Origin of the sequence: Humisphaera borealis, from assembly GCF_015169395.1 — a bacterium.
GTDB lineage: Bacteria > Planctomycetota > Phycisphaerae > Tepidisphaerales > Tepidisphaeraceae > Humisphaera > Humisphaera borealis.
Genome location: NZ_CP063458.1, coordinates 5,728,192 through 5,751,049, shown reverse-complemented (window position 1 = coordinate 5,751,049; position 22,858 = coordinate 5,728,192). Strand labels below are relative to the sequence as shown.

Sequence of the window (22,858 nt, the reverse complement as noted above, 5' to 3'; positions counted from 1 at the left end):
GCGGCGCGGTAGGCGTTCGGATCGCGGTGGGTGGTCGCGGCGTGATGCCGCTCGGATCAACACGCGATTTTCAAAACCTTCAGACTCAAATAGAACCCCCGCCACCCCTCCCGTATACTCGTGGCGATATGTCACTGCCGCGCGTTTCCGATCCCGGTCTGCTCCCGATCGCCGAGAAAGTCGCCGCCGCCGAACCCTTGTCGTTCGAGGACGGCTTGGCCCTCTATGCCACCCGCGACCTGCACGGCGTCGGCCGGCTGGCCAACCATGCCCGCGAACGGCTGCACGGCGACAACACCTACTACAACCGCAACCGGCACATCAACTACACCAACGTCTGTGCCCTGTCCTGCAAGTTCTGCTCGTTCTATCGCAAGCGCGGCGAAGAGGGCGCGTACGAGATGCCGATCGAGCAGGTGATCCATATCGCCCGCCAGGCCGCCGACAGCGGCGCGACGGAAGTCCACATTGTCGGTGGGCTGCACCCCTGGCTGAAGTTCGACTACTACCTCGACATGCTCCGCGGCGTTCGCAAGGAATGCCCGCAACTGCACATTAAGGCGTTCACGGCGATTGAGATCATCCACTTCAGCCGGATCAGCCGTCAGAGTGTGAGCGAAGTGCTGGTCGCGCTGCGCGAAGCCGGCCTGGGCAGCCTGCCCGGCGGCGGCGCCGAGATCTTCGACGACCGCGTGCACGATGAGATCTTCAAAGGCAAGGTTCGCGCCGACAAGTGGTTCGACGTCCACCGCACGGCCCATAGCCTGGGCATCTTCTCCAACGCCACCATGCTCTATGGCCACGTTGAGACCCCTGCCGAGCGCGTGGGACATTTGTTGAAGTTGAGGGAGTTGCAGGCGGAATCTCTCGCCGCAATGCAAGGCAAACAGGCGAAGGCGGCCTTCAACTGCATGATCCCGCTCAGCTTCGCCCCCGAGCAGAGCGAACTCGGCTACCTCCCCGGCAACACCGGGCTGACCGACCTCAAGACCCTGGCGATCGCCCGGCTGATGCTGGACAACGTGAGCCATATCAAGGCGTTCTGGATCATGCAGGGTGTCGGGCTGTCGCAGATTGCCCTTTCGTGGGGCTGCGACGACCTCGACGGCACGGTGGTCTGGTATGACATCACCAAGCGCGAAGGGGAGCAACAGCGGCCGACGCACCAGGAAATGCACGTGTCAGACCTTAAACGCCTGATCCGCGAGGCCGGCCGAACGCCCGTCGAGCGCGACACGCTCTACCGGCCCATTCGGCGGGAATCGGCCGCCGCCGCGGCGGCGGAACAGCTTGTGCCGGTGGGGTAGGCCGTATCTCCGGTCGATTTGTCGATGACGTGCAGCACGGGCAAGACACGCCGATGGATCCGCCGATCGAATCGCTCAGGTAGTCGATTTCAACACGAAGAGCACGAAGCCAGGAATGTCACGAAGAAAGACGGGATACGAAGAAACAACTGTTAAGCAGAGCAGCCGTCGAAAACGGCACATTATTTGTCTTCTTCGTGCCCTTTGTGCTCTTCGTGCCCTTCGTGTTGAAATCGGACTTCAAGCGGCTTCCCATCGGCGTGGTCAGAGTCGTTCAGGGCGTTGGATTTCACGGGGTCCCATAAGTTTCGCATTCTGTAAGGCCGGGGCCACTCGGCTTGCGTCCGGGCAATTCATGGGATACACCGTGTTAACGAGGCTCACGGCGAGCGGTGCATTTGCGTCGCCCGCCTGAGAGTTTAGCCCCGGGCGACGCGGTCGCCCCACCACTGCAAGTCCTTTCAAGCCCAGACGAGGAATCTCATCGTGAAGAACAGGAACCTTTCCCGCTTCGTTCGCTTCGGTGCCGTCGCGATTTTTGCCTTCGGCGGAATGTTCGCCTCCATCGGTTGCGACAAGACGACCACCACCACCGCCGCCGCTTCCGGTGGCAACAGTGGCGTGGCCGGTGTGGTTGACCTCGACAAGGTCGCCGATGCCGTCAACTGGAACGCCGAGATCAACAAGGACAACGAAACCGCCAAGCAAGAGCTCACCCGCCTGGTCACCTCGTTCGCCAACGAAGTGCTGGACAAGGTGAAGCAGCACAAGGCCGAGCTGATCAAGAGCGCCAAGCTCAGCACGCAGCAGGCCGACGACCTGAACAAGGACGTCAACCTCGACAAGCTCCCGCTGACGAAGGAGCAGTTGCAGACGCTGGCGATCGTGCTTCAGAACCGCCAGCAGTACATCCAGGGTGCCGACCAGTACGCCGGCAAGCTGTTGCAGCAGCGTCGGGTTGAAATCCTGACGAGCTACCGCAAGGCGACGCAGCCGATCGTGCGTCAGGTAGCCGAGGCGCAGGGCATGACCCTGGTGCTGCTGAAGAACGACGCGATCTTCCACAACGCCGCGTCGGTGGACATCACCGACAAGGTGACCGACGCCGTCCGTGCGAACATGCCGAAGATCACGTACCCGTCGATGCCGACGATGCAGTTGCCGACGATCAACCTTGGCGAAGCCGCCCCGGCCACGGCCCCCGCCGCTGCCGCTCCGGCAACCCGGGCCTCGGCCAAGTAACGCCGTCCGAGGATTGCCCGGCGATTCGACCGAAAACCCGACAAGCCCGCGGATGATCCGCGGGCTTGTCCTTTTTTTGTCGCACGCGACTATTGCAGCAATACCCGAGTTGCACTACACTTCTACCCCCATCGGTGGACGCACCGAAGGGACTGTCATTCGCAGCCTTAGCTCAATTGGATAGAGCATCGGCCTACGAAGCCGAGGGTTGCAGGTTCGACTCCTGCAGGCTGCATTCGTACGAAGGTTGATGGGGGCTCGCTGGGGTGAGTAGCGAGCGTTCGACGCGGTTCGGGGACCGCCGCAACACCAATCCAGTTATCCCGGTTTTCAGATTCTTCGCCCCGCCGCCGGAGCGAAGAGAACACGAAGGCGCTAAGCCAAGAAGTAAAGGCACCGCAAACCCCTTCATCACCCAAGTGTGCCGCCCGCAACGCAAGCTGAAGTCATCACCTTTCGGCCGGTCTCCAACTGCACCAGTCCACCTGCGCCCGGCGGGCTGAACAGGGAATGGCGAATCAGCGTCCAATCAAGCCTGCGGGTGCGATTCCAGGGCATGAGCAGCAGCACCCGATGCATCGGACAGTAGCCGATCGCGCACATCGACAGCGTTCCGCCGAGTTGCAGCAGATGGAGCCAGCCGCCGTACGGCAAACTCCCCAACAGCAGCAGAACCAGGAATCCGATGCGAATCTGTGCCGGATAGCCACCAAGGCTGCCGTCGCGACTCCGAAGGATTGCGATGCTCGCCAGGCAAATCACTGCCGCCGCCGCTAGGGCGTACCGGCAGACGCCGGCCACTGCGGTAAGTACCAAAACCCACGTAACCGCCCATTGCCACCAGTTCCATTGCGTTAGCGTTGACGAACAGGTTGATCGCACTCTGATCATGATGCACCTCCGCGCGTTCCGGTCGACGACTTAAGGGTTACATGCGCGTCATAGCGCCGGCTCGTGCCGAACAGGGGCCTCGGCGGCGTGGTTTGGCTGGGGGCGGCGGCCGGACGGAATCAGCATCGGCACCTCGCGGCGATACTTCGCGTAGCGCTCGCCGTGCTGATCGAGGAGATCGCGCTCTTCGAACCGGATCGCGATCAGGATGTAAGCCGTCAGAATCCCGGCGAACTGGAGGTGCCCCACGGTCATGTAGGGCGTCGCCCAGAACGCCAACAGCCAGCCGACATACAGCGGGTGTCTGACGATCCGGTAGAGCAGCGGCGACGCGAAGGGAAGATGGCTGTACGCCTTCCCCTGCATGTAGAGCCAGACCTGTCGCGTCCCGAGAAGGTCGAAGTGGTTGATTAGCAGGCTCGACAGCGGGACCAGAAGCCAGCCGATCGCGCTGAGCGACCAGATGAGCCCGGCGAGCGGCTGCGACTGAACGTGCCAAACGACGCTCTCGATCGGCTGCCAGAATGCCATCATCGCCAGGACAAGCAGGTTGGAGATCAGCACGTACGTGCTGCGTTCGATAGGCTTGGGGATGATCTGTGTCCACCAGGCCTTGAAGCCGGGGCGGGCCATGACACTGTGCGGAACGCCAAAACTGAGCAGTAGCAGCGTGTTCACCATTGCCGCCGGCCCGCCGGAAAGGCCGGTCGGTCCGTCAATCGTCCTGGGCAGGAACTGGCCGGTTACGAAGAACCCCAGTGCGGCGTAGACCAGCAGGAACATGCCGTGGCTCGTAACGCCGTAAACAAAAAATGCGATGCGCTTCATGTGTGGCTCCTTGAAAGGGACTGCATTACTTATGACGCGCTTTGGAGCCCCGGCCAGTTGACTTGCAGTACACCTTTGGTGAACTATCGGTACACCTGCTGCTTTGGATCGGAGACATCAAGATGGCCGCCGGAACCCGCGAACGCCTGATTGAAGCCGCCACCGTGCTGTTTTATCGCGAGGGATTTCGCAGCGTGGGCCTGGATCAGGTGCTGGGGGATGTGGGGATTACCAAGACCGCGTTCTACAAGCACTTTGAGAGCAAAGACGACCTGATGGTCGAAGCGCTGAACCGGCAGAACGTCTGGCTTCAGAATCACTTCCTGCAGACGATCCGGGAGCACGGCGGCACATCGGCCCGCGGGCAGTTGCTTTCGCTCTTCCAGGCGATCGAGCAGATCATGAATGAGCCGGGCTACCACGGCTGCATTTTCATCAGCGCCATCATGGAGTTTCCGCAACCGTACGATCCGGCGCACCTGGCGGCGGTGGAGAACCGGCGCGCGATCGAGCGAATCATCGTTGAGATCGCCGAACGCGCCCGGGCAAGCGACCCGGAGGCCCTGGCGAAGGAAGTGTGCCTGATCATCGAAGGCGCGTTCGTGTCTCAGCAGCTCACCCGCGACACCGCCAGCCTCGCCGCGGCAAGGCGACTCGTGGAGTCGGTTGTGGACCGGTACCTGCCGGCCGAAAGCGTCGTTGCCGGTGACTTCATCTCCCGAACCCACTCAAGGGTGGGTGAATCCCCGGGATGATTGAATGGGCCGGGCGATTCTGGCAATCCGGGTGGTTTGTTCGGCGGGACTCCCTTGCGGACGAGATGCGGGTTTCCCCGATAGAAGCGGTGCCAGGTTCGCCCGAATGTGAGAATCCTCGGGGAAGAGTGGTATTTTTGATGACTATGGATAGCCGGAATCTAACGATTCATAGCGCAATTCGTAGTGGTTGTGTCGTATGCTCGTGGGGACGCAGCGCGCTTGGTTTTTTTTCGACGGCTGCCAGGGCTTCTTTAACACGCACCCGTAGTCTGTAACCCGTAATCCAGCACCATGATCAAGCCTTTTAAGACTTACGATCCCGCCCAGCACACCCCGACCCTTGCCGATCTGTTCCTGAACCGCCGGGAGATGCTCCAGCGGACGGGGATGGGGATGGGCGCCTTGTCGCTGGCGATGATGCTCGCGAGCTCGCAAACCGCCGGTGCCGCAGGAGCGCCGACCGCGGCGGGTCCGTTGTCGCCGAAGCAGCCGCCGCTCAAGGCCAAGGCCAAGCATGTGATCCACATTTTCGCCGCCGGCGCGCCGTCTCACGTGGACACCTGGGATCCCAAGCCGGCACTGGCGCAGTACGCCGAGAAGACGCTGCCCGGCCTGGCGGGCGTGGCCCTGCCGTCGCCGTACAAGTTCAGCAAGCGCGGCCAGAGCGGCATTGAAGTGAGCGAAGTGTTCCCCAAGCTCGGGCTGCACGTGGACGACATGACCGTCATCCGGTCGCTCTGGACCGACGCCCCCGCCCACGAGCTGGCCAGCCGGTTCATGCACACCGGTTCGCTGCAGCTCCCCAAGCCGTCGCTCGGATCGTGGACCGTCTACGGCCTGGGCACCGAGAACCAGAACCTGCCCGGGTTCATTACCCTCGGCGGCGAGCCCGAACACCGCCAGGCGTCGTTCCTGCCGAGCCTATACCAGGGTGTCAACGTCAACTACGCCCGGAACATGCGGCTGGACAAGGTCCTGCTGAACATCAAGAACCAGTTCGTCACCACCGACGACCAGAAGCTGCAACTGGCACTGGCCCGCCGGCTCAACGGCATGCACTCGGAAAAGCTGCGGAAGGAAGACCAGCTCGAAAGCCGGATCGAAAGCTTCGAGATGGCGTTCAAGATGCAGACGGAGGCGACCGAGGCGTTCGACATCAGCAAAGAGACCCAGGCGATGCGCGAGTCGTACGGCGAAACCGATATGGGCGCCAAGCTGCTGGTGGCCCGGCGGCTGGTCGAGCGCGGCGTGCGGTTCGTCCAGGTGAACGCCGGCGGCTGGGATCACCACGAAAACCTCGAGGTCAACCTGCGCAAGCGGGCCGAAGACATCGATCAGCCGGCCGCGGCACTGCTGGCCGACCTCAAAAAGCGCGGGCTGCTCGACCAGACGCTGGTCATCTGGGGCGGCGAGTTCGGCCGGACCGTCACCGGTAACGAGCGGGCGATCAACGCCGGCCGCGATCACAACGGCCGCGGGTTCTGCTGCTGGATGGCCGGCGGCGGCGTCAAGGGCGGCAACGTTTACGGCGCGACCGACGAGTTCGGCGCGCGGGCCGAGCAGAACAAGGTCCACATTCATGACCTGCACGCGACGATCCTGGCGCTGCTCGGGTTCGATCACACCAAGCTCACCTACCGCTACAACGGCCGCGACTTCCGCCTGACCGACAACTTCGGCGAGGTCGTGAAGGGTGTGATCGCGTAGGAACCTGGATCTTTGTCCGCAACCGCAACCCGTACGTTCCTGTGCCGTGAAGTCTGTCCGTTGGTTTGACGCCCATGAACATCCGCAAACTACTCGCTGCGATCCTGCTTTCCGGAACGGCCGGTGCCTTCGCCGCCGACGCGCCCGTGGCGGCGCCGGCATTGACGGCCGAGCAGACCCAGTTCTTTGAAGCCAAGATCCGCCCCCTGCTTACGGCCAAGTGCTACGACTGCCACAGCGCGGCGCAGGGCAAAAGCCGCGGCAGCCTGGTGCTCGACTCACGCGACGGCTGGAAGACCGGCGGCGATACGGGCCCGGCGCTCGTCCCCGGCGACGCGGAAAACAGCCTGCTCATCAAGGCCGTCAGCTACACCGACGCCAACGTTCAGATGCCGCCGAAGGGCCAGAAGCTGTCCGACCAGGAGATCGCCGACCTGACGGCGTGGGTGAAGATGGGCGCGCCCGACCCGCGAGTTGCCGGTGCGGGCAAGATGACCGGACTGACCGCCAAGGCCCGCAGCCACTGGGCGTATCAGCCGGTGAAGGAGCCGCCGGTTCCGCAGCCCAAGACCGCGACGCAGGGGTGGATCAAGAATCCTGTCGATGCGTTCATCCTGGCGAAGCTCGAACAGAACGGCATGAAGCCGTCGCTGCCTGCTGCCCGCGAAGTGCTGATCCGCCGGGTCAGTTATGACCTGATCGGGCTACCCCCGACGCCGGAAGAAGTGAAGGCGTTTGTGATGGATCGCCGGCCGGACGCGTACGAGCGGCTGGTGGATCGTCTGCTGGCCAGCCCGCACTATGGCGAGCGCTGGGGTCGATTCTGGCTGGACTCGGCCCGATATTCCGACACGACCGGCTTCACCGAAAACAACCGCAAGGAAGACTACCGCTTTGCCTACGCCTGGACGTACCGCGACTGGGTCATCAAGGCGATCAACGAAGACAAGCCGTACGACCAGTTCCTGACCGAGCAGATCGCCGCCGACCTGCTCCCCGATGCGGCCAAGAAGCCCGACTCGCTCGCGGCGCTGGGATTCCTGACGGTCGGCAAGCGGTTCGCCAACAAGCAGGACACGATCGACGAGCGCATCGACGCGGTCACCAAGTCGACGATGGCAATCACCGTCTCGTGCGCCCGCTGCCACGATCACAAGTTCGACCCGATCCCGACCGCCGACTACTACTCGCTGCACGGCGTGTTCAACAGCATCGAAGAGCCGGACGAAAAGCCGTTGGTCGGCGCCGCGCCGACGTCGGCCGCCAAGAAGGACTTTGACGCGAAGATGGCGGAGCTGGCCAAAAAGAACCGCGACATCTATTACGACGTGCTGGAAGAGACGTCGGCCGAGGTGCTGCCCAAGGCGGCGGGCTACATCCTGACGTCGCTCTATTCCCGCGGGCAGTTCCGCGACCCGGCCGCCAAGCAGAAGACGGTGAAGGAGTTCACGCTTTCGAGCCGCGGCAACGGGCAGTTGCTCAATGCGATCCCGGCCGACAAGCGGGACGACCCGGTTTTTGCCCCGTTCCGATGGTTCGCCGAGCTCGGCCAGGAACGGTACGCCGAAGCCGTCAAGGACGTGCTGGATCGCATCGCCGAAGGCGGCGGAACGAAGGTAACGCTGAACCGCCGGGTGGTGGCGGCGTTCAAGGGCGTTTCGCCGAGCTCGCTCAAGAGCATTGACGACGTCGCCAATGTTTACGGCAAGCTGCTGGCGTCGATCCGCCCGCAGGCCAAGGCGTACATCGAGGCCAACCGCAAAGCGACGAGCGGCCCGGTGACCGGCTACGACGCCGACCTGATTCAACTGATTGAGGTGCCGCTGAAGATCGAGCCCGCCTCGGTGATGACCGATGCCCACCTGCGCGAAATCTTCGGCACCCTGAAGCTAGGCGAAACGGCTTACGGCCGGTTCATCTTCAATGAGATCAATACGCTGGAACTGACCCACGCCGGCGGCCCGGGTCGTGCGATGGTGGTCGCCGATCTGGCGACCCCGCAGGACTCGCCGATCCTGATTCGTGGCGAAGCGAACAACAAGGGCAAGGTGGTTCCGCGGCAGTTCCTTCAGATGCTCACGACCGGCGAACGCCAGCCCTTCAAGCAGGGCAGCGGCCGGCTGGAACTCGCCAAGGCGATCGCCAGCAAGGACAACCCGCTGACGGCGCGCGTGCTGGTGAACCGTGTCTGGCTGCGTCATTTCGGCGAAGGGTTCGTCCGCACGCCCGATGACCTGGGCGTGCAATCGGAACTGCCGAGCCATCCGGAACTGCTCGACTACCTCGCGTCGCGGTTCGTCGCCGACGGCTGGAGCCTTAAGAAGCTCCACAAGACGATCCTGATGTCCAGCACCTGGCAGCAGGCGAGCGACAACAACCCGACCTACACGCAGAAAGACCCCGACAACCGCCTGCTCTGGCGGGCCAATCTCCGTCGGCTCGACTTCGAGGCGATCCGCGACACGATGCTGCAGTTCAGCGGGAAGCTGGATCGCACCATCGGCGGCAAGCCGGTCAACCTGACCGACGAGCCCTACAGCAACCGCCGCAGCGTCTATGGCTACGTGGACCGTGGCAACCTGCCGGAACTGCTGTCGGAGTTCGACTACGCCGACCCGAACCGCCCCAACAGCAAGCGGGCGACGACGATCGTGCCGCAGCAGGCGTTGTTCTTCATGAACAGCCCGATGTCGGCCGACGTGGCCCGCAAGGTGTGCAGTCGTCCCGAGTTCCTCAAGGCCGGCGACGACTATGCCCGCGTGCGTGCGATGTACGAGGTGATTTACCAGCGCAACGCCCGGCCGGTCGAAGTGTCGCTGGCGGCGGAGTTCTACAACACGCACATCCTGGCGCAGCGTGCGGCCGGGAATAAGGGCAAGCCGCCCGCCGAGAAGACCAAGAGCCAGGCCAAGGCCGACGAGCGTGCCAAGGCCGACGCGGCCAAGCCGATTGGTGCCAAGGGCGCGATTCAGAACACTGGCGAGACCGTTGAACGCAAGCCACTGACCATCTGGGAGCAGTATGCCCAGGCGCTGTTGTTTGCCAACGAGATCGCGTACGTGAACTGATTGCGTCGCCGGGCGATTGTTCTCCCGCCGCCGTCGCGAGTCATTTTTCGAATGAATGATCGCGCCGGGTGTACGAATCCTGATGAGTGCCCTGCCGCCGTGTTGGCGGGCAGGTGATTCTCATGCGGGGTTACACACGACGAGGGAACAGTTCATGCTTCGACGCCATCTTGCGGTTGCCGTCTCGACGTTGCTGCTTTCGGCGGGCATCGTCCAGGCCGAGCGTCACATCTATGTCGCGGATCACAGCATCAAGAAAGTGCTGAAGATCACCGACGACGGCAAGGTCCTCTGGGAAGCCGACAACAACAACGGTCACGACGTCCAGTTGCTCAAGAACGGCAACGTGCTGGTGAACTGCCCGCCGGGCGTTCGCGAGTACTCGCCGGACGGCAAGATCGTCTGGGAAGCGGGGAAGGACGTTGTCGGCGGCGCCGAAGCGGCCCAGCGGCTTGAGAACGGCAACACCGTCATCGCCGACAACTCCAAGCACCGCGTCGTGGAGATCGACCAGAACAAGAAAATCGTCTGGAGCTACGACGTCCCCAACAGCAACAACCGCAAGGCCGCCACCATGCGGCAGGTTCGCCGGCTCGACAACGGCAATACACTGATCTGTGCCAGCACGCTCGACAAGGTTCTGGAGGTCGATAAAGACGGCAAAACGGTCTGGCAGTACGAAGTCCCCTTCCCCTACCTGGCCACCCGCCAGGCCAACGGTAACACGATCATCAGCAGCGGCGACGGCTACGGCAGCCCGCAGGGGTTCTTCGTCATCGAAGTCGACAAGGACGGCAAGACCGTCTGGAAGTATGGCGGTGCTGACGCCCCCAAGGAGCAGAAGCTGAACTGGCCGAGTGGATTTGTCCGGCTGGCCAACGGCAACACCCTGATCTCCGAAGCCCACGCGGGTGTCATCCGCGAAGTCTCGCCGGATAAGAAGATCGTCAAGGTCATCAAGAGCCCGGCGATGAAGCACCCGTGCACGCTGGTGGTGGTAGAAGAATAGACACGCCGACGAATACCCGCCGGATGTCCCCCCTGCCACGCCTGGAGAAAGTCATGCGATGCAATCGCTGCGATGTACGGTTGGCAATCTGTGTGACATGGTTGCTGGCGTCGGGCCTGGTACACGCCGCTGCCCCGGTCGATCCGGCCGGGGCAGCGGCACCGGAAAGACTTTCGCTTCCGCGATGCTTTTCCGATCACATGGTCTTGCAGCGGGACCGTGCACTGGCGGTCTGGGGATGGGCTCGTCCGCACGAGAAGGTAACCGTGTCTCTGGGGACGATCACTGCCACTGCATCGGCCGATGCCGCCGGCAATTGGTCGGTAAAACTGCCGCCCCAGCCGGCGTCGGCTACGCCCGTCGTGCTTGTCGTTGCCGACGGGGCGACGCGACTTGAAGTCAAAGACGTGCTGCTCGGCGATGTCTGGCTCTGTTCCGGCCAATCGAACATGTCGATCTCGGCAGGGCATTTCACCACGCCCGAGGCCAGGCAGGACATGGCCCGCGCCGACTACCCGGCCATCCGTCAGTTTGGCGTTGTCGAACACTTCGCTTCGACGCCGCAGACCGACGTGACGGGCGAGTGGCTGGTCTGCTCGCCCAAAACCGCGTCACGGATATCTGCTGTCGCGTTCTACTTTGCGATCAGGATTCATACCGAAACGGGTGTGCCCGTTGGCATCGTTCGGTCTGCCAAAGGGAGCACGGGAATCGAGATGTGGCTGTCGCAGGAGACGCTCCTTAAGTCTCCCCACTCCGGTGCCTTTGCCGAGACCATGCGAAAGTCACTCGCGGCCTGGGAAGAAGACAAGGCCGCCGCGATCAAAGCCGGGAAGACGCCGGACTCGGCGGACTTTCCGCCCTATCCGTTCGGCGAGAAGGTGCGTCGGCCGCGATGCGTGACTCTTTTCAACGGCATGATCTCGCCGCTGGCACCGATGTCGATCAGGGGTGTCGTCTGGTACCAGGGTGAGGGAAACGCCGGCGACATCGCCTCGGCGAGCCAGTACAGGTTCAGGCTTGCTTTGCTCATCCAGTCCTGGCGGGATTTATTCGGCGTCGAATCGCTGCCATTTTACATCGTTCAGTTGCCCGGCTACCGCCAGTCGGCAGATTCTCCCGGTGGCGGCGATCCGTGGTCTGTCCTCCGCGAATCGCAGCAAAAGTGCCTGTCGATCCCACACACGGCGTTGGCAGTGACCCTCGATATCGGCGAAGCCGACGACATTCACCCGCGCAACAAGCTCGATGTCGGTAATCGGCTGGCGCTGCTTGCACTCAAACGAGAATACGGAAAGACAACGCTGATCGACACTGGCCCGGTCTATCGCGAGCTCAGAATTGAAGGCGCCAGTGCGCGGCTGTCTTTTGATTCTGTCGGGTCGGGATTGATGATCGGCGTGAAGAAAGGTCGCGAGCCCGCGGCCGAGGATAAGGCAAACCCGCTCGGCCGATTCGCGATCGCCGGAACCGATCGCAAGTGGTTCCCGGCCGACGCGGTCATCGACGGCAATACGGTCGTCGTCCGCTCGCCCGGTGTGCCGCAACCGGTCGCGGTACGCTATGCGTTTTCGACGAATCCCGTCGGCGCGAACCTGTACAACAGGGACGGACTGCCCGCCGGGCCATTCCGCACCGACGATTGGCCGCTGGAAGCGACGAAATAGGCCCCGGCGACCCCCTGCAAGCCGGTCGCGACCGACTTCATTTCACCCGTTGCGACCGCTCCCCCGCCGCCACCTGCTGGTTGAAGTGCTGTGTGCCGCCGGGCGGGACGGTGAGGTAGTTCCACCCGACGCCTTTGAGGTGCTTGGCCAGCAGGGTGATCTGCCCGACGTGGTACGACGCGTGGGCGACGGATCGCGTCAGCGCCTCGGCCACGGTGTAGGGCTCGGTGCGGATGAGCACCGTCCTGCCCTGGTCGGCGTCGGTCAGGGTGGCCAGGCTTTCGAACAGCACCTTCCAGCCGGCCTCCCACATCGCCAGGAACTGCGGCCGCGACACCGGGCCGGCAGGTTCGATGAACTCTCCGTCTCGGTTGCGGTCGGGCTTTTCGCCGTCACTGGTCAGGAAGTCGGTGAACCGCGAACGAAGGTTCCCCGATAGGTGCTGCGCGATGACGTACAGGCTGTTCTGGGCCGGAGACAGCTTCCAGAGCAGTTGATCGTCGGTCACCTGGGCGAATGCGCCGTCGGCGAGCGATTTGTACCGGCGATACTCGGCGATCATGCCGGCGACGATGGGAGAACCGGGGGTGGGCGTGTCTGGATGGGGCATAATGGCGTTGTAGCTTTCGTTCTTGGGCGCGGCGTGATCCGCCGAATTGAATACAGAATGCAAAACATGCAATGAAAAGTGCAAAATGGCAGAAGGCAATCAAAGCCTCCGGTCATTTTGCATTTTTCATTGCACGTTTTGCATTTTGCATTCGGAGCGACGCGGTTCCCCCGGCCGCAGCCCCGCGTCCGCCAAGGCGGACCCTACCGCGCGTATTCCACCGTCCGCAGTTCACGCAGCACGGTCACCTTGATCTCGCCGGGGTACTGCATCTCGTTCTCGATCTTCTTGGCGATATCCCGCGCGACTTTGGCGCTGCCTTTGTCGTCGATCATCTTGGCGTCGACGATCACCCGCACCTCGCGGCCGGCCTGGATCGCGTACGCCTGGCGGACGCCGTCGAAGGTCATCGCGGCGTCTTCCAGCTCGCGCAGGCGCTTGATGTAACGCTCCAGGCTTTCGCGGCGGGCGCCGGGGCGGGCGGCGCTGATCGCGTCGGCCGCCATCACGATCACCGTGTACGGCGTCGTCGCGGGGACGTCGCCGTGGTGGGCCAACGCGGCGTTCAGCACCGCTTCGGGCTCGTTAAACTTCCGCAGGAACTCCATGCCGATCTGCGGGTGGCCGCCTTCGACTTCGTGGTCCATCGCCTTGCCAATGTCGTGGAACATGCCGCAACGGCGGGCGAGGTTGCCGTCCAGGCCCAGCTCATCGGCGATGACCTGGCAGAGGTATGCCACTTCCACGCTGTGCCGCAGCACGTTCTGGCCGTAGCTCGTGCGGTAGGCCAATCGGCCGACCATCGGGATGATGCCCTTGTTCACGCCGGGCAACTGCACTTCCTGGACCGCCTCGCGGCCGGTCTTCAGCAGTTCGTCCTCCATCTCCTTGCTCGCCTGGGCGTGGATTTCTTCGATGCGCGTCGGGTGGATTCGGCCGTCCTGCACAAGCCGTTCCAATGAGATGCGAGCTACTTCACGCCGAACGGGGTCGAAGCAGCTAACCACCACGATGCCCGGCGTATCGTCGATGATCACATCGACGCCGGTCGTCTTCTCGAACGCGCGGATGTTGCGCCCCTCACGCCCGATGACGCGACCCTTCATGTCGTCGCTGGGGATCTGCACGCTGCTGACGGTGTGGTCGGCAGTCTGTTCGGCGGCGTAGCGCTGGATCGCCTGCAGGATGATCTGCCGGCTCTTGTCCTTGGCCTGTTCCTGCGTTTCTTCGGTGATCTTGGTGATGATCTCGCCGGCCTCGGCGCGGCATTCGTCTTCAAGTCGGCGGAGCATCAGCTCCTTTGCCTGGTCGTAGCTCATGCCGCTGATCTGCAGCAGCCGGTCGCGCTGCTCCTTCAGCACCTTTTCCATGTCCTGTTCTTTGATCGCCAGGGCCTTGTCGCGGTTGGAGACTTTACGTTCCAGGTCGTCGAGCTGGCGTTCCTTGCTGGTGAGGGTGTCGAGCTTTTTGTCGAGCACGTCTTCGCGCTTGTTCAGGCGGCTTTCGTGTTCTTCGAGCTTGCGGCGGGCCGACTCGTGGTCGCGGTCGAACTGCTGCTTGAGCTTGATCTGTTCCTGCTTGGCGTTGAGTTCGATTTCCTTCGCCTTGGCCTGGGCGTCGCGAACCGATTCGGCCTTGAGCTTTTCCCCTTCCTCGCGGGCGCGCTGCAGGGCGCTATTGCCGGCGAACTTGAGATATGCGGCGACACCCGCCGCTCCGACGATCAATCCGATCAGAATTCCGATGACATAATCCATAGGTGCTTCCGCTCCGATACCGAAGCCGTTGTCGCAGTTCTTGCGACACAGGCGGATTTCGGCCCAAAGGCGGCGGACTACAAAAGGAAGGTCACCCTAAGACGTGCGAGAACGATCTAACGGCGCGCAAGATGGTACCGGATCCGATCAGGCCTGATCGGACCTCGAACCCGGGCACAGACGCGGGTGCCAGGAGCTGCGGTAGTCCGCTGCCCGTGGAAGCCGTGGGTCGCCGAACGACAGGGACAGGCAGGTACGCCAGCCCATGCCATCCAGTACAACCGATTCACCTGGTGTCGGCATTCCGCGCGTAAGGCGCGCAACGCAGCCACTCGGCGAACCACCTGGTGGTGTAAGCCACCATCCGGATTCGAGCGCGCGGGCGACAGGATCAGCCGGCCGAACGGGCCCAGCCAAGGTCGCGCCGCACTCCAGTTCCTGCACCGCTGCCGACGTTCGAATGTCGACGGGGTGCTGCGCTGTCGGCCGGGTCGATACCCGGTCCGTGACGACGCACGATGAGCCGGGCAGGTGCCCCGCCGACCGACGCACCACCACAGCCCTGGCGACCGGCGCATACAGGCCGGCGGCAAGGGTGAGGGTTGCGAGGATGGGCAGGAAGTTCTGCACGGAATCGATCGGGCGTCAGTTCAAGATCGTATCGCAAGCGCGCCGGACGGGCGGGAGATGGGGTGCCGATCGGCCACATGGCCTGATAGCCCGCATCAGTAGGGTTGTCCGCCCAAATACTGTGCCGTCTCAGAGGGAGTCGGCGACGATTTCTCTCCGGTTTGCGCTTGTCACAAGGGGCCTTCTGTCGGCCGGAAAGCCTTCCGCTTAAGAGGCTTGCCGTCCGTCAACCGCGCCGCGGCCGCCGAAATCGCGGCTCCGAAACGTCAGTTGAATCAACTGCTCACATTCTACGCGATGTCGGTCGGAAGGGAAGTAGGTCGGGGGCAGTAGTCAGTAGTCAGTAGTCAGGACGCAGGTGCCGCTTCGATTTCACGCCACGGTTCTTTTCCGCCTTCCGACTACTGACTACTGACTACTGTCTACTCCGCTCTTTTGACACCCACTCCCCCGGCGTTTAGACTGCTCGACTCGATTTTTCCAGTGCTATTCGACCGCAGCGACGATTTCCGACGGCTTCGGAGGGTTCGCCGGTCTGGAGGAACTTTCCGATGCCAGAACCCCTCAAGATGGTTTATGAACAGGACGCCCCGATCGACGGCCTTAAGGGCAAGACGATCGCGATTCTCGGTTTCGGGTCGCAGGGCCATGCCCACGCCCAGAACATGCGCGACAGCGGCCTGAAGGTGATCGTCGCCAATCGCCGCGACTCGGCCAACGGCCGGCTCGCGATCGAAAAGGGCTTCGACCCGATGAGCGTCGAAGACGCCGTCAAAGCCGCCGACCTGGCGATCATCACCCTGCCCGACGAAGTCCAGCCCGAGGTCTACAACAAGTCGATCGCCCCGCACCTCAAGGCGGGCAAGACGCTCGGCGTCACCCACGGCTTTAACGTCCACTTCAAGACCATCACCCCGCCGACCGATGTCGACGTGATCCTCGTCGCCCCCAAGGGCCCGGGACACCTGGTGCGGTCGGAGTTCGAAAAAGGCGGCGGCGTCCCCTGCCTGCTGGCCGTCCACCAGGACCCCACCGGCAACGCCCGCGCCACCGGCCTGGCCTGGGCCAACGGTGTCGGCGGCGCCCGCTCGGGCATCATCGAAACCACCTTCAAAGACGAGTGCGAAACCGACCTCTTCGGCGAACAGGTCGTCCTGTGCGGCGGCCTCTCGGCCCTCATCAAGGCGGGCTTCGAGACCCTCACCGAAGCCGGCTACCCGCCGGAGATGGCGTACTTCGAGTGCGTCCATGAAGTGAAGCTGATCGTCGACCTGATTTACCAGGGCGGCCTGGATTACATGCGGTACAGCATCAGCAACACCGCCGAGTGGGGCGATCTGATCACCGGCCCGCGCATCATCACCGACCAGACCAAGGCGGAGATGAAAAAGGTGCTGACCGAGATCCAGAACGGCACGTTCGCCAAGGGCTGGCGGACCGAGTACGAAACCGGCATGAAGAACTTCAAGCGGCTGTACGAAGCCGACAACACCCACCCCGTCGAAGTCACCGGCCGCAAACTGCGGAAGATGATGCCCTGGCTCAAGGCGAAGGAACCGCCGAAGGCGTGAGTGCCCATGCCCGTGCGGACCAGACAAAGAAGCAACACGCCGGCGAGCGATCGCCGGCGTGTTTGTATTCTCGGTGGCTCGGCCGCCCTGCTGTTGGCGGGGCTGAATGAGGATTGATTGTGGTGCGGGCTTCAGCCTGCACATTTCGGTGCAGGCTGAAGCCCGCACCACAAAAAATGCTAGAAGCTGATGCTCTCGACGCCGAAGGTGAAGTCGGGCAACGGCCAGCCGCTGTCGATGTAGGCGACGTCCCAGACGCCGGAACCTGCGCCGGTGCCGTCCTTGTTGTCGCCGAAGATGATGTCGTTGCCGAAGACGCCGTCGTGGCTGACGAGGTAGTCGGCGCCGGTGCCGCCGACGAGGGTGTCGTTGCCGCTGTCGCCGTAGAGCCAGTCGCTGTCGGCTTCGCCATAGAGGTCGTCGTTGCCGGAGCCGCCGTGCATGTCGTCCTGGCCGGTGCCGCCGAACAGGTCGTCGTCGCCGCTGTCACCGTAGAGGGTGTCATTGCCGGCTTCGCCGTTGACGAAGTCGTTGCCGCTGCCGCCGTAGAGTGAGTCGTTGCCGGCTCCGCCGAGCAGGATGTCGGCCCCGGCGTTGCCGTACATCGTGTCGTTGCCGGCGTTCCCGTAGAAGGTGTTGTTGCCGCTGGAGCCATTGAAGTAGTCGCCGGCGCTGCCGCCCTTGACGGCTTCGACGTCGGACTGGATGACGTGCCGGCGGGTGCCGTAGCGCAGGCCGCTGTAGTCGGTGCCGTTGGGGCTAACGTAGACGGCACTGGTCCAGGCGCTGTAGTCCACCGTGTCGTAGCCCGCGCCGCCGTAGAAGCTGGCGTTCTGGGTGGCGGCCTGGGTGGCGGTGAAGGTGTCGTTGCCGGCTTCGCCGAACGCGTAGGCGGTGTTGCCGCTGCCGGAGATGTTGAAGTTGTCGTTGCCGTCGCCGCCGTTCATCACGTCGTAGCCGCTGCCGGCGGTGTTGTCGGTGTAGAAGCTGTCGTTGCCCTTCTGGCCGTAATGGACGGCGTAGCCCTTGCCACTCACGAGGATGTCGGCGGCGCTGTCATCGGATGTCGGGCCGTGGTTGGGGTCGCCGGCAAAGTTGCCGTGGCCCCACAGATAGCTCATGCCCCCGCCGCCTTTGAGGTAGTCGCCGCCCTTGCCGCCCATGAGGGTGGCTTCTTCGGTGACGTTGTCGGCGACGGTCATGGTGTCGGCGCCGTCGTAGCCGTACATGCGGATGTAGCTGACATCGCTTGCGGCGACGCGGAAGAATTCTTCGTAACCAGCATGCCCGCCGCCGACGTACTTCTTCACGACCAGATCGGTGCCCTGCTTCTCGACGCTGAGCCCGTTCTGGTTGTTGTCGCCCCAGACGTACAGGGTGTCGTGGAACGCCGACGCGGTGACGGCGAAAAGCTTGCGGTTTTCGAGGGTTTCGAACATGGGTGGTCTCCCAAAAGGGGTCTGACGAGCAGGCGGTACAACACGCTGTCATCCGCTGGGAGAAACATGAGGTGCATTGGCTGTCGGGGCGAATACCTGAGGTGGGCAGCCCGGTTTGGGGCATGTGCCCCTCGGACTGGACGTACTCCGAAAACAGACGCGATGAACGCCAAGACGCCGAGACGCCAAGGACGCAATCCGAGGCAAGACAACTCTTGGCGTCTCGGCGCCTTGGCGTTCAAGCCTGGCGCGGTACGAAGGTTCATCGCCTCGGAGAGCGGCCAGAGGCCTGGTGATGAACTCCGTGGTGGTTTTTTTGCGGCGTCGGAGCTATCCCACCCTGTGCAAACGCCCGCGGAAGCATCGTTGCTTTCGCGGGCGTTCGAGGTGTCGTCGCGTAGCGGGTGGTTCAGTCTCGCTGATCGTACTTGTCGTGGCCCTGGGTCTTGACGATTTTGTTGTACACGCCGTGGATCAGGAAGACCGGGGCCCACATGCCGACGAAGTTGGCATCGCGGCCGCGGCCCATCAGCTTGAGCGTGATGGAGGCGGCGATCGAGCCGTAGCCCAGCCACAGCCAGGTGTCGCTCGGCAGCTTCGAGGTGATTTCTTCGATCGGTCGGGCCAGGCCGCCTTCGCGGTCGCTCGAGGGGACATGGCGTTCGGCGAATTCGCGGACTTGTTCGACGATGCGTGACATTGGGGTCACTCCTTCGGGTTAGAGTTCACTGGTCGGGGCGGGGCATCGGTCGCACCGCACTCGTGAAGCACCATGGCAAACATGATGCCGCCGGGGCCGCTATGAAGGCATGAGCCGCAATTCACTGGTTTTCGCCTGCGAATCGTTCTGAGCGAGGCGCGTGGCGACGACATGAAATGGCGTAAATTGTCCGAGTTTTGAAGCGGGTGAAAACGAGGGCCAGTTCGTCACGGACCGCGTCGAGTTGGCCGTGTGAGGGGCTTTGGGAACGCTGAGCTCCAGCTCGGCCTGCGTTGGAAGCGCCTCACTGCGCGCTCGATAGAAACCTAAGATGCCGAGCTGGAGCTCGGCGGTCCCGGGTGGGCCGACTCATTGCCCCGGCATCTCACACCGGTTCGTCCGGGGAGCCGGCGGGTTCAATCTCCGTCACGACGATGCCTTGAAGGCGGGCCTGGCCCTCGGCCGACTGGCGACTGTCGGCGTGGATGAGGGATTCGCGCTTCAGTCCGGTCGTGGCGTCGAGACCGAGCACGCGGTAATAGCCCGGCTCGCCCGGCGACGGCTCATCAAGCTTGCCCGGTCGGCGAAGCAGGTAGGTAATCATGAGCCCGAACACGATGACCGCACCGGGGAACATCAGCGCGACCACGATCCAGGTCTTGGAACTGTCGGAGAGATCAATCGCTTCGAAATGAGCCAGCGGCATCGGTGGAGGAACTATACGCGTGCTGCGAGGTGCTGATCTCGAAGGGTGTTGGTTCGAAGTCCGGTCTCGCCATGACGGGCACGAAGCCACGAAGGTCACGAAGAAGAGGCAGAAACGGAACTACCTTTTTGTGGGTGCCGTCATTTCCTGATGCTTCTTCGTGGCCTTCGTGCTCTTCGTGCCTTCGTGGCGAAATCGAACTTCCGCGAGTCTTTAGATTTCCCGGGCACCGGATGCACCAGTGCTACTCGCCTCTCACGCCGGCACGCCGCCGGGCAGGACGAACGCGCCATCCTTGTCGCGTTTGCGTTTGGCGGCGGCCCTGGTGCCCTTGGGCATGCCGATCGTCTGGGCGGCGATCTTGTCCTGCAGCCGCATGATGCCTTCCATCAGCGCTTCGGGCCGGGGAGGACATCCGGGGACGTACACATCGACCGGCACGATCAGGTCCACGCCTTTGACGACGTTGTACCCGTATTTGAAGTACGGCCCGCCGCCTACGGTGCACGCGCCCATCGCGATGACGTACTTCGGATCGGGCATTTGCTGGTAGAGCCGTTTGACGCGGCTGGCCATCTTATAGTTGACGGTCCCCGCGACGATCATCAGGTCGGCCTGTCGCGGCGTGGCGCGGAACGCGCCAGCACCGAAGCGGTCGAGGTCGAACCGCGACGCACCGACGGCCATCATCTCAATCGCGCAGCACGCCAGCCCGAACGTCATCGGCCAGATGGAGTTCTTGCGGCCCCAGTTGATGACGAAGTCGAGGCTCGTGACGATCAGGCCTTCTTCGAAGCGGTTTTCGATCCAGGACATTCGGGGACCTAAAAAGTAGGCAATACGCAGTAAGCAGTACGCAGTGAAGAGGCGGCAATCGCATCTCCACCGGTATTGTATGTATTTCTCTGCGTACTGCCTGCCACCTACTGCCCTCGAATGAAATCGCCGTCATGCTGGCCTGGAGTTGCTGAGGTGGCCTACGGTGGTTGAACAGCGGCAGCCCGCGGGCTTATCGGGCGGCCGAATCAACAGAGGGAAAGGCAATGACCAAGATTCTCGTGATCGATGATGCACCGGCAATGCGCTCGTCGCTGAGCCGGGCGCTCCGCAAGGAGGGGTTTGAGGTGCTCGCCGCCGACGACGGTTTGCAGGCGATCGGATACGTCGCCAACCGTCCACCGGACCTGATTATTCTCGACATCAACATGCCGCGGATGAACGGGATCGAGGTGCTCAAGCGCCTTCGCCAGAACATGCTTTGGCGGACGGTGCCCGTATTGGTGTTCAGCGGTTCGCCGAACGCGATGACGCTGCAACAGGCACGGGACCTGGGCGCGGTGGAGGTCCTCTTGAAGGGCGAAACCCAGGTCAGCGAGCTTTCGGCCAAAATCCGCGCGCTCACCGGCAGCGGCGAACGCCTCGCCCCGGCGGTTTGACGGGTGCCGTTCGCGGAGTCTCCGCCCGACCGGAGTGTGCGACGATAGAGCCGGTCGGCTGGGCAGTGTTCGCGATCGGCTCATACGCGGAACATAGATATTGCAATCGCCGAAACGCCTCGATCGAAGGATCGAGGCGTTTCGGCGTTCAGCATTGCATATCGGGGACGGGACGTCTTCGTACCGGTGTCCCTACGACTTCTTGAGCGGATCCGTGGTGCCGGCGATCGTGGCCGGCAGGCCGGTGATGGTGTCGGGGGCCTGGAATGTCAGCGTGAAGGTACCGCTGGCGCTCTCGATCATCAGCTTGTCACCGGCCGGGGAAAACGGTGCTTCGACCTTCGCCCGCGTGCGCGGGTCGGTGAACATTGCTTTGCCGTCCTTGATCTCAAGAACAGTCGCCCCACGGGCGTTCTTGTACTGCCCCTCGTAAGCGGGCGGCGGCGCGGCGACCTGCTCGCTCTTGCCGCACCCGGCGAGCGGGACGACAACGGACATCAGCACGACGACGGCGAGGCATTTACGGACAGTGTTGAACTTCATGGTTGTGTTCCTTGTTTGCGGGGTTGGATGCCGACGGTCGCGGTCAATCGTCGTCGGTCGGGAGCATCAGGGCGTCGTAGCGATCCATCGCCTTGCCGAAACTTCCGCCGGTCCCTGTGTTCTTGTCGAACGGGGAGATGCGGCTCATGTAGATCATGTCGCGGAAGGGGGATGTCGGAGACGGCGATCCGCAGAACGGAGAATCCTGCCATTCCACGTGGCCGTCGACGTACGCGACCTGTTGGCCGTCGCCGTTGTGGTTGTTGGAGTTCATCCGCGCCATGTCCTTCTTGGGCGCGGTGTAGGGGAACTGGCCGACGGCATTAGGGCCGTAACCGCCGGTGGATTCCCCGCTGGTGCCGGGGTTCATGTCGGCGGCAAACGGGTGATCGGGGCTGAGCGTGACGTCAAACTTCCAGCCGGCCGTTACCGCACTGTTGGGAGAACCAAACGGGGTGTTGTAGCTGTACGAGCAGACCGTATTGAACTTGCCCGTCGCGAGCCAGTTCGACTTCTTCTGGATCTCGGCCCCCTGCCAGGCTCGCGTGGCGTTGGTGCTTGGGCACAGGAATGCCTCTGGCGTCAGGTCGCTTGCCTTGAGCAGATGAAAGAAAGACGCCGCGATGTTGTTGTTGCCTACCGTGCCGGAACTGCCGGTAAACGCGTCGGGTGCGCTGTTGCCGGCGGTCGGGCTGCGGCTGACGCCGTCCTCGGTGTTGTTGAAGTAGGTGCGGGGGAACCTGCCCTTTTCCCGGGTGCTCTGGTTGGCGTACATGATCCCGGCCATCGCCAGCTGCCGCAGATTGCTGGCACACTTGATGCGGTTCGCCTGCTCGCGCGCCCGGTTCAAGCTGGGGAGCAGAATAGAGATCAGCAGCGCAATGATGCCGATCACGACAAGGAGTTCGACGAGCGTAAAGCCGCGACGACTCCTGCGGTAAGGAACGGACATAAAACCTCCAACGACAGGGACTTGATATCGGGCCGGG

At 63.0% G+C, this 22,858-nt stretch carries 19 protein-coding genes and 1 tRNA gene; 10 read left to right on the top strand and 10 right to left on the bottom strand.

The features are described 5' to 3' along the window. The first annotated feature begins 128 nt into the window (after window positions 1–128). From mqnE to IPV69_RS21595, 3 genes are all read left to right on the top strand, one after another. Window positions 129–1,307, top strand: coding sequence for an aminofutalosine synthase MqnE (mqnE, locus tag IPV69_RS21605; RefSeq protein ID WP_206291799.1), 1,179 nt, complete (start codon window positions 129–131; stop codon window positions 1,305–1,307). 486 nt (window positions 1,308–1,793) lie between these two features. Beyond that, a complete protein-coding gene (locus IPV69_RS21600) occupies window positions 1,794–2,549 on the top strand; it encodes an OmpH family outer membrane protein (protein WP_206291798.1) in 756 nt (251 codons plus the stop codon). A gap of 161 nt (window positions 2,550–2,710) precedes the next feature. After that, a tRNA-Arg gene (locus IPV69_RS21595) sits at window positions 2,711–2,784 on the top strand. Between the two features lie 176 nt (window positions 2,785–2,960). Here the strand turns inward: IPV69_RS21595 and IPV69_RS21590 are convergent. Continuing rightward, a complete protein-coding gene (locus IPV69_RS21590; RefSeq protein WP_206291797.1) occupies window positions 2,961–3,440 on the bottom strand; it encodes a hypothetical protein in 480 nt (159 codons plus the stop codon). 48 nt (window positions 3,441–3,488) lie between these two features. After that, the gene (mddA, locus tag IPV69_RS21585) at window positions 3,489–4,268 is read right to left on the bottom strand and encodes a methanethiol S-methyltransferase (RefSeq protein ID WP_206291796.1); all 780 of its coding nucleotides are present in this window, start codon (window positions 4,266–4,268) and stop codon (window positions 3,489–3,491) included. A 122-nt stretch (window positions 4,269–4,390) separates the two neighbouring features. On the opposite strand from mddA, the gene IPV69_RS21580 reads away from it, so the two are divergent. The 5 genes from IPV69_RS21580 (at window position 4,391) to IPV69_RS21560 (ending at window position 12,477) form a co-directional block, all read left to right on the top strand. Continuing rightward, window positions 4,391–5,023: a TetR/AcrR family transcriptional regulator gene (locus IPV69_RS21580; protein ID WP_206291795.1), complete on the top strand. Its 633-nt coding sequence runs from the start codon at window positions 4,391–4,393 to the stop codon at window positions 5,021–5,023. Between the two features lie 294 nt (window positions 5,024–5,317). Further along, entirely contained in the window at window positions 5,318–6,733 is a 1,416-nt protein-coding gene (locus IPV69_RS21575; RefSeq protein ID WP_206291794.1) for a DUF1501 domain-containing protein, read from the top strand. 74 nt (window positions 6,734–6,807) lie between these two features. Then, a complete protein-coding gene (locus IPV69_RS21570; protein WP_206291793.1) occupies window positions 6,808–9,801 on the top strand; it encodes a PSD1 and planctomycete cytochrome C domain-containing protein in 2,994 nt (997 codons plus the stop codon). A gap of 154 nt (window positions 9,802–9,955) precedes the next feature. Further along, window positions 9,956–10,810, top strand: a complete 855-nt coding sequence (locus IPV69_RS21565; RefSeq protein WP_206291792.1) for a beta-propeller domain-containing protein — start codon at window positions 9,956–9,958, stop codon at window positions 10,808–10,810. Window positions 10,811–11,016: 206 nt separating this feature from the next. Then, complete coding sequence (locus IPV69_RS21560; protein ID WP_206291791.1) at window positions 11,017–12,477, top strand: sialate O-acetylesterase; 1,461 nt, start codon at window positions 11,017–11,019, stop codon at window positions 12,475–12,477. Between the two features lie 37 nt (window positions 12,478–12,514). Here the strand turns inward: IPV69_RS21560 and IPV69_RS21555 are convergent, their stop codons facing one another. Both IPV69_RS21555 and rny read right to left on the bottom strand, forming a co-directional pair. After that, window positions 12,515–13,087: a DUF1572 family protein gene (locus IPV69_RS21555; protein WP_206291790.1), complete on the bottom strand. Its 573-nt coding sequence runs from the start codon at window positions 13,085–13,087 to the stop codon at window positions 12,515–12,517. Window positions 13,088–13,290: 203 nt separating this feature from the next. After that, on the bottom strand, window positions 13,291–14,844 hold the full coding sequence (gene rny, locus IPV69_RS21550; RefSeq protein ID WP_206291789.1) for a ribonuclease Y: 1,554 nt from the start codon (window positions 14,842–14,844) through the stop codon (window positions 13,291–13,293). Between the two features lie 1,181 nt (window positions 14,845–16,025). Here rny and ilvC point away from each other — a divergent pair. Beyond that, on the top strand, window positions 16,026–17,045 hold the full coding sequence (gene ilvC, locus IPV69_RS21545; RefSeq protein ID WP_206291788.1) for a ketol-acid reductoisomerase: 1,020 nt from the start codon (window positions 16,026–16,028) through the stop codon (window positions 17,043–17,045). A 179-nt stretch (window positions 17,046–17,224) separates the two neighbouring features. Here ilvC and IPV69_RS21540 read toward each other — a convergent pair whose 3' ends face one another. From IPV69_RS21540 to IPV69_RS21525, 4 genes are all read right to left on the bottom strand, one after another. Next, entirely contained in the window at window positions 17,225–18,484 is a 1,260-nt protein-coding gene (locus IPV69_RS21540) for a calcium-binding protein (RefSeq protein WP_206291787.1), read from the bottom strand. Between the two features lie 409 nt (window positions 18,485–18,893). Continuing rightward, entirely contained in the window at window positions 18,894–19,184 is a 291-nt protein-coding gene (locus tag IPV69_RS21535; protein WP_206291786.1) for a hypothetical protein, read from the bottom strand. Between the two features lie 385 nt (window positions 19,185–19,569). After that, a complete protein-coding gene (locus tag IPV69_RS21530; RefSeq protein WP_206291785.1) occupies window positions 19,570–19,890 on the bottom strand; it encodes a hypothetical protein in 321 nt (106 codons plus the stop codon). Between the two features lie 255 nt (window positions 19,891–20,145). Next, window positions 20,146–20,706, bottom strand: a complete 561-nt coding sequence (locus IPV69_RS21525; protein ID WP_206291784.1) for an NADH-quinone oxidoreductase subunit B — start codon at window positions 20,704–20,706, stop codon at window positions 20,146–20,148. Window positions 20,707–20,933: 227 nt separating this feature from the next. On the opposite strand from IPV69_RS21525, the gene IPV69_RS21520 reads away from it, so the two are divergent. Further along, complete coding sequence (locus IPV69_RS21520; protein ID WP_206291783.1) at window positions 20,934–21,326, top strand: response regulator; 393 nt, start codon at window positions 20,934–20,936, stop codon at window positions 21,324–21,326. 192 nt (window positions 21,327–21,518) lie between these two features. Here IPV69_RS21520 and IPV69_RS21515 read toward each other — a convergent pair whose 3' ends face one another. Then, the gene (locus tag IPV69_RS21515) at window positions 21,519–21,869 is read right to left on the bottom strand and encodes a hypothetical protein (RefSeq protein WP_206291782.1); all 351 of its coding nucleotides are present in this window, start codon (window positions 21,867–21,869) and stop codon (window positions 21,519–21,521) included. A 43-nt stretch (window positions 21,870–21,912) separates the two neighbouring features. Continuing rightward, on the bottom strand, window positions 21,913–22,821 hold the full coding sequence (locus tag IPV69_RS21510) for a type II secretion system protein (protein WP_206291781.1): 909 nt from the start codon (window positions 22,819–22,821) through the stop codon (window positions 21,913–21,915). Between the last annotated feature and the right edge of the window lie 37 nt (window positions 22,822–22,858).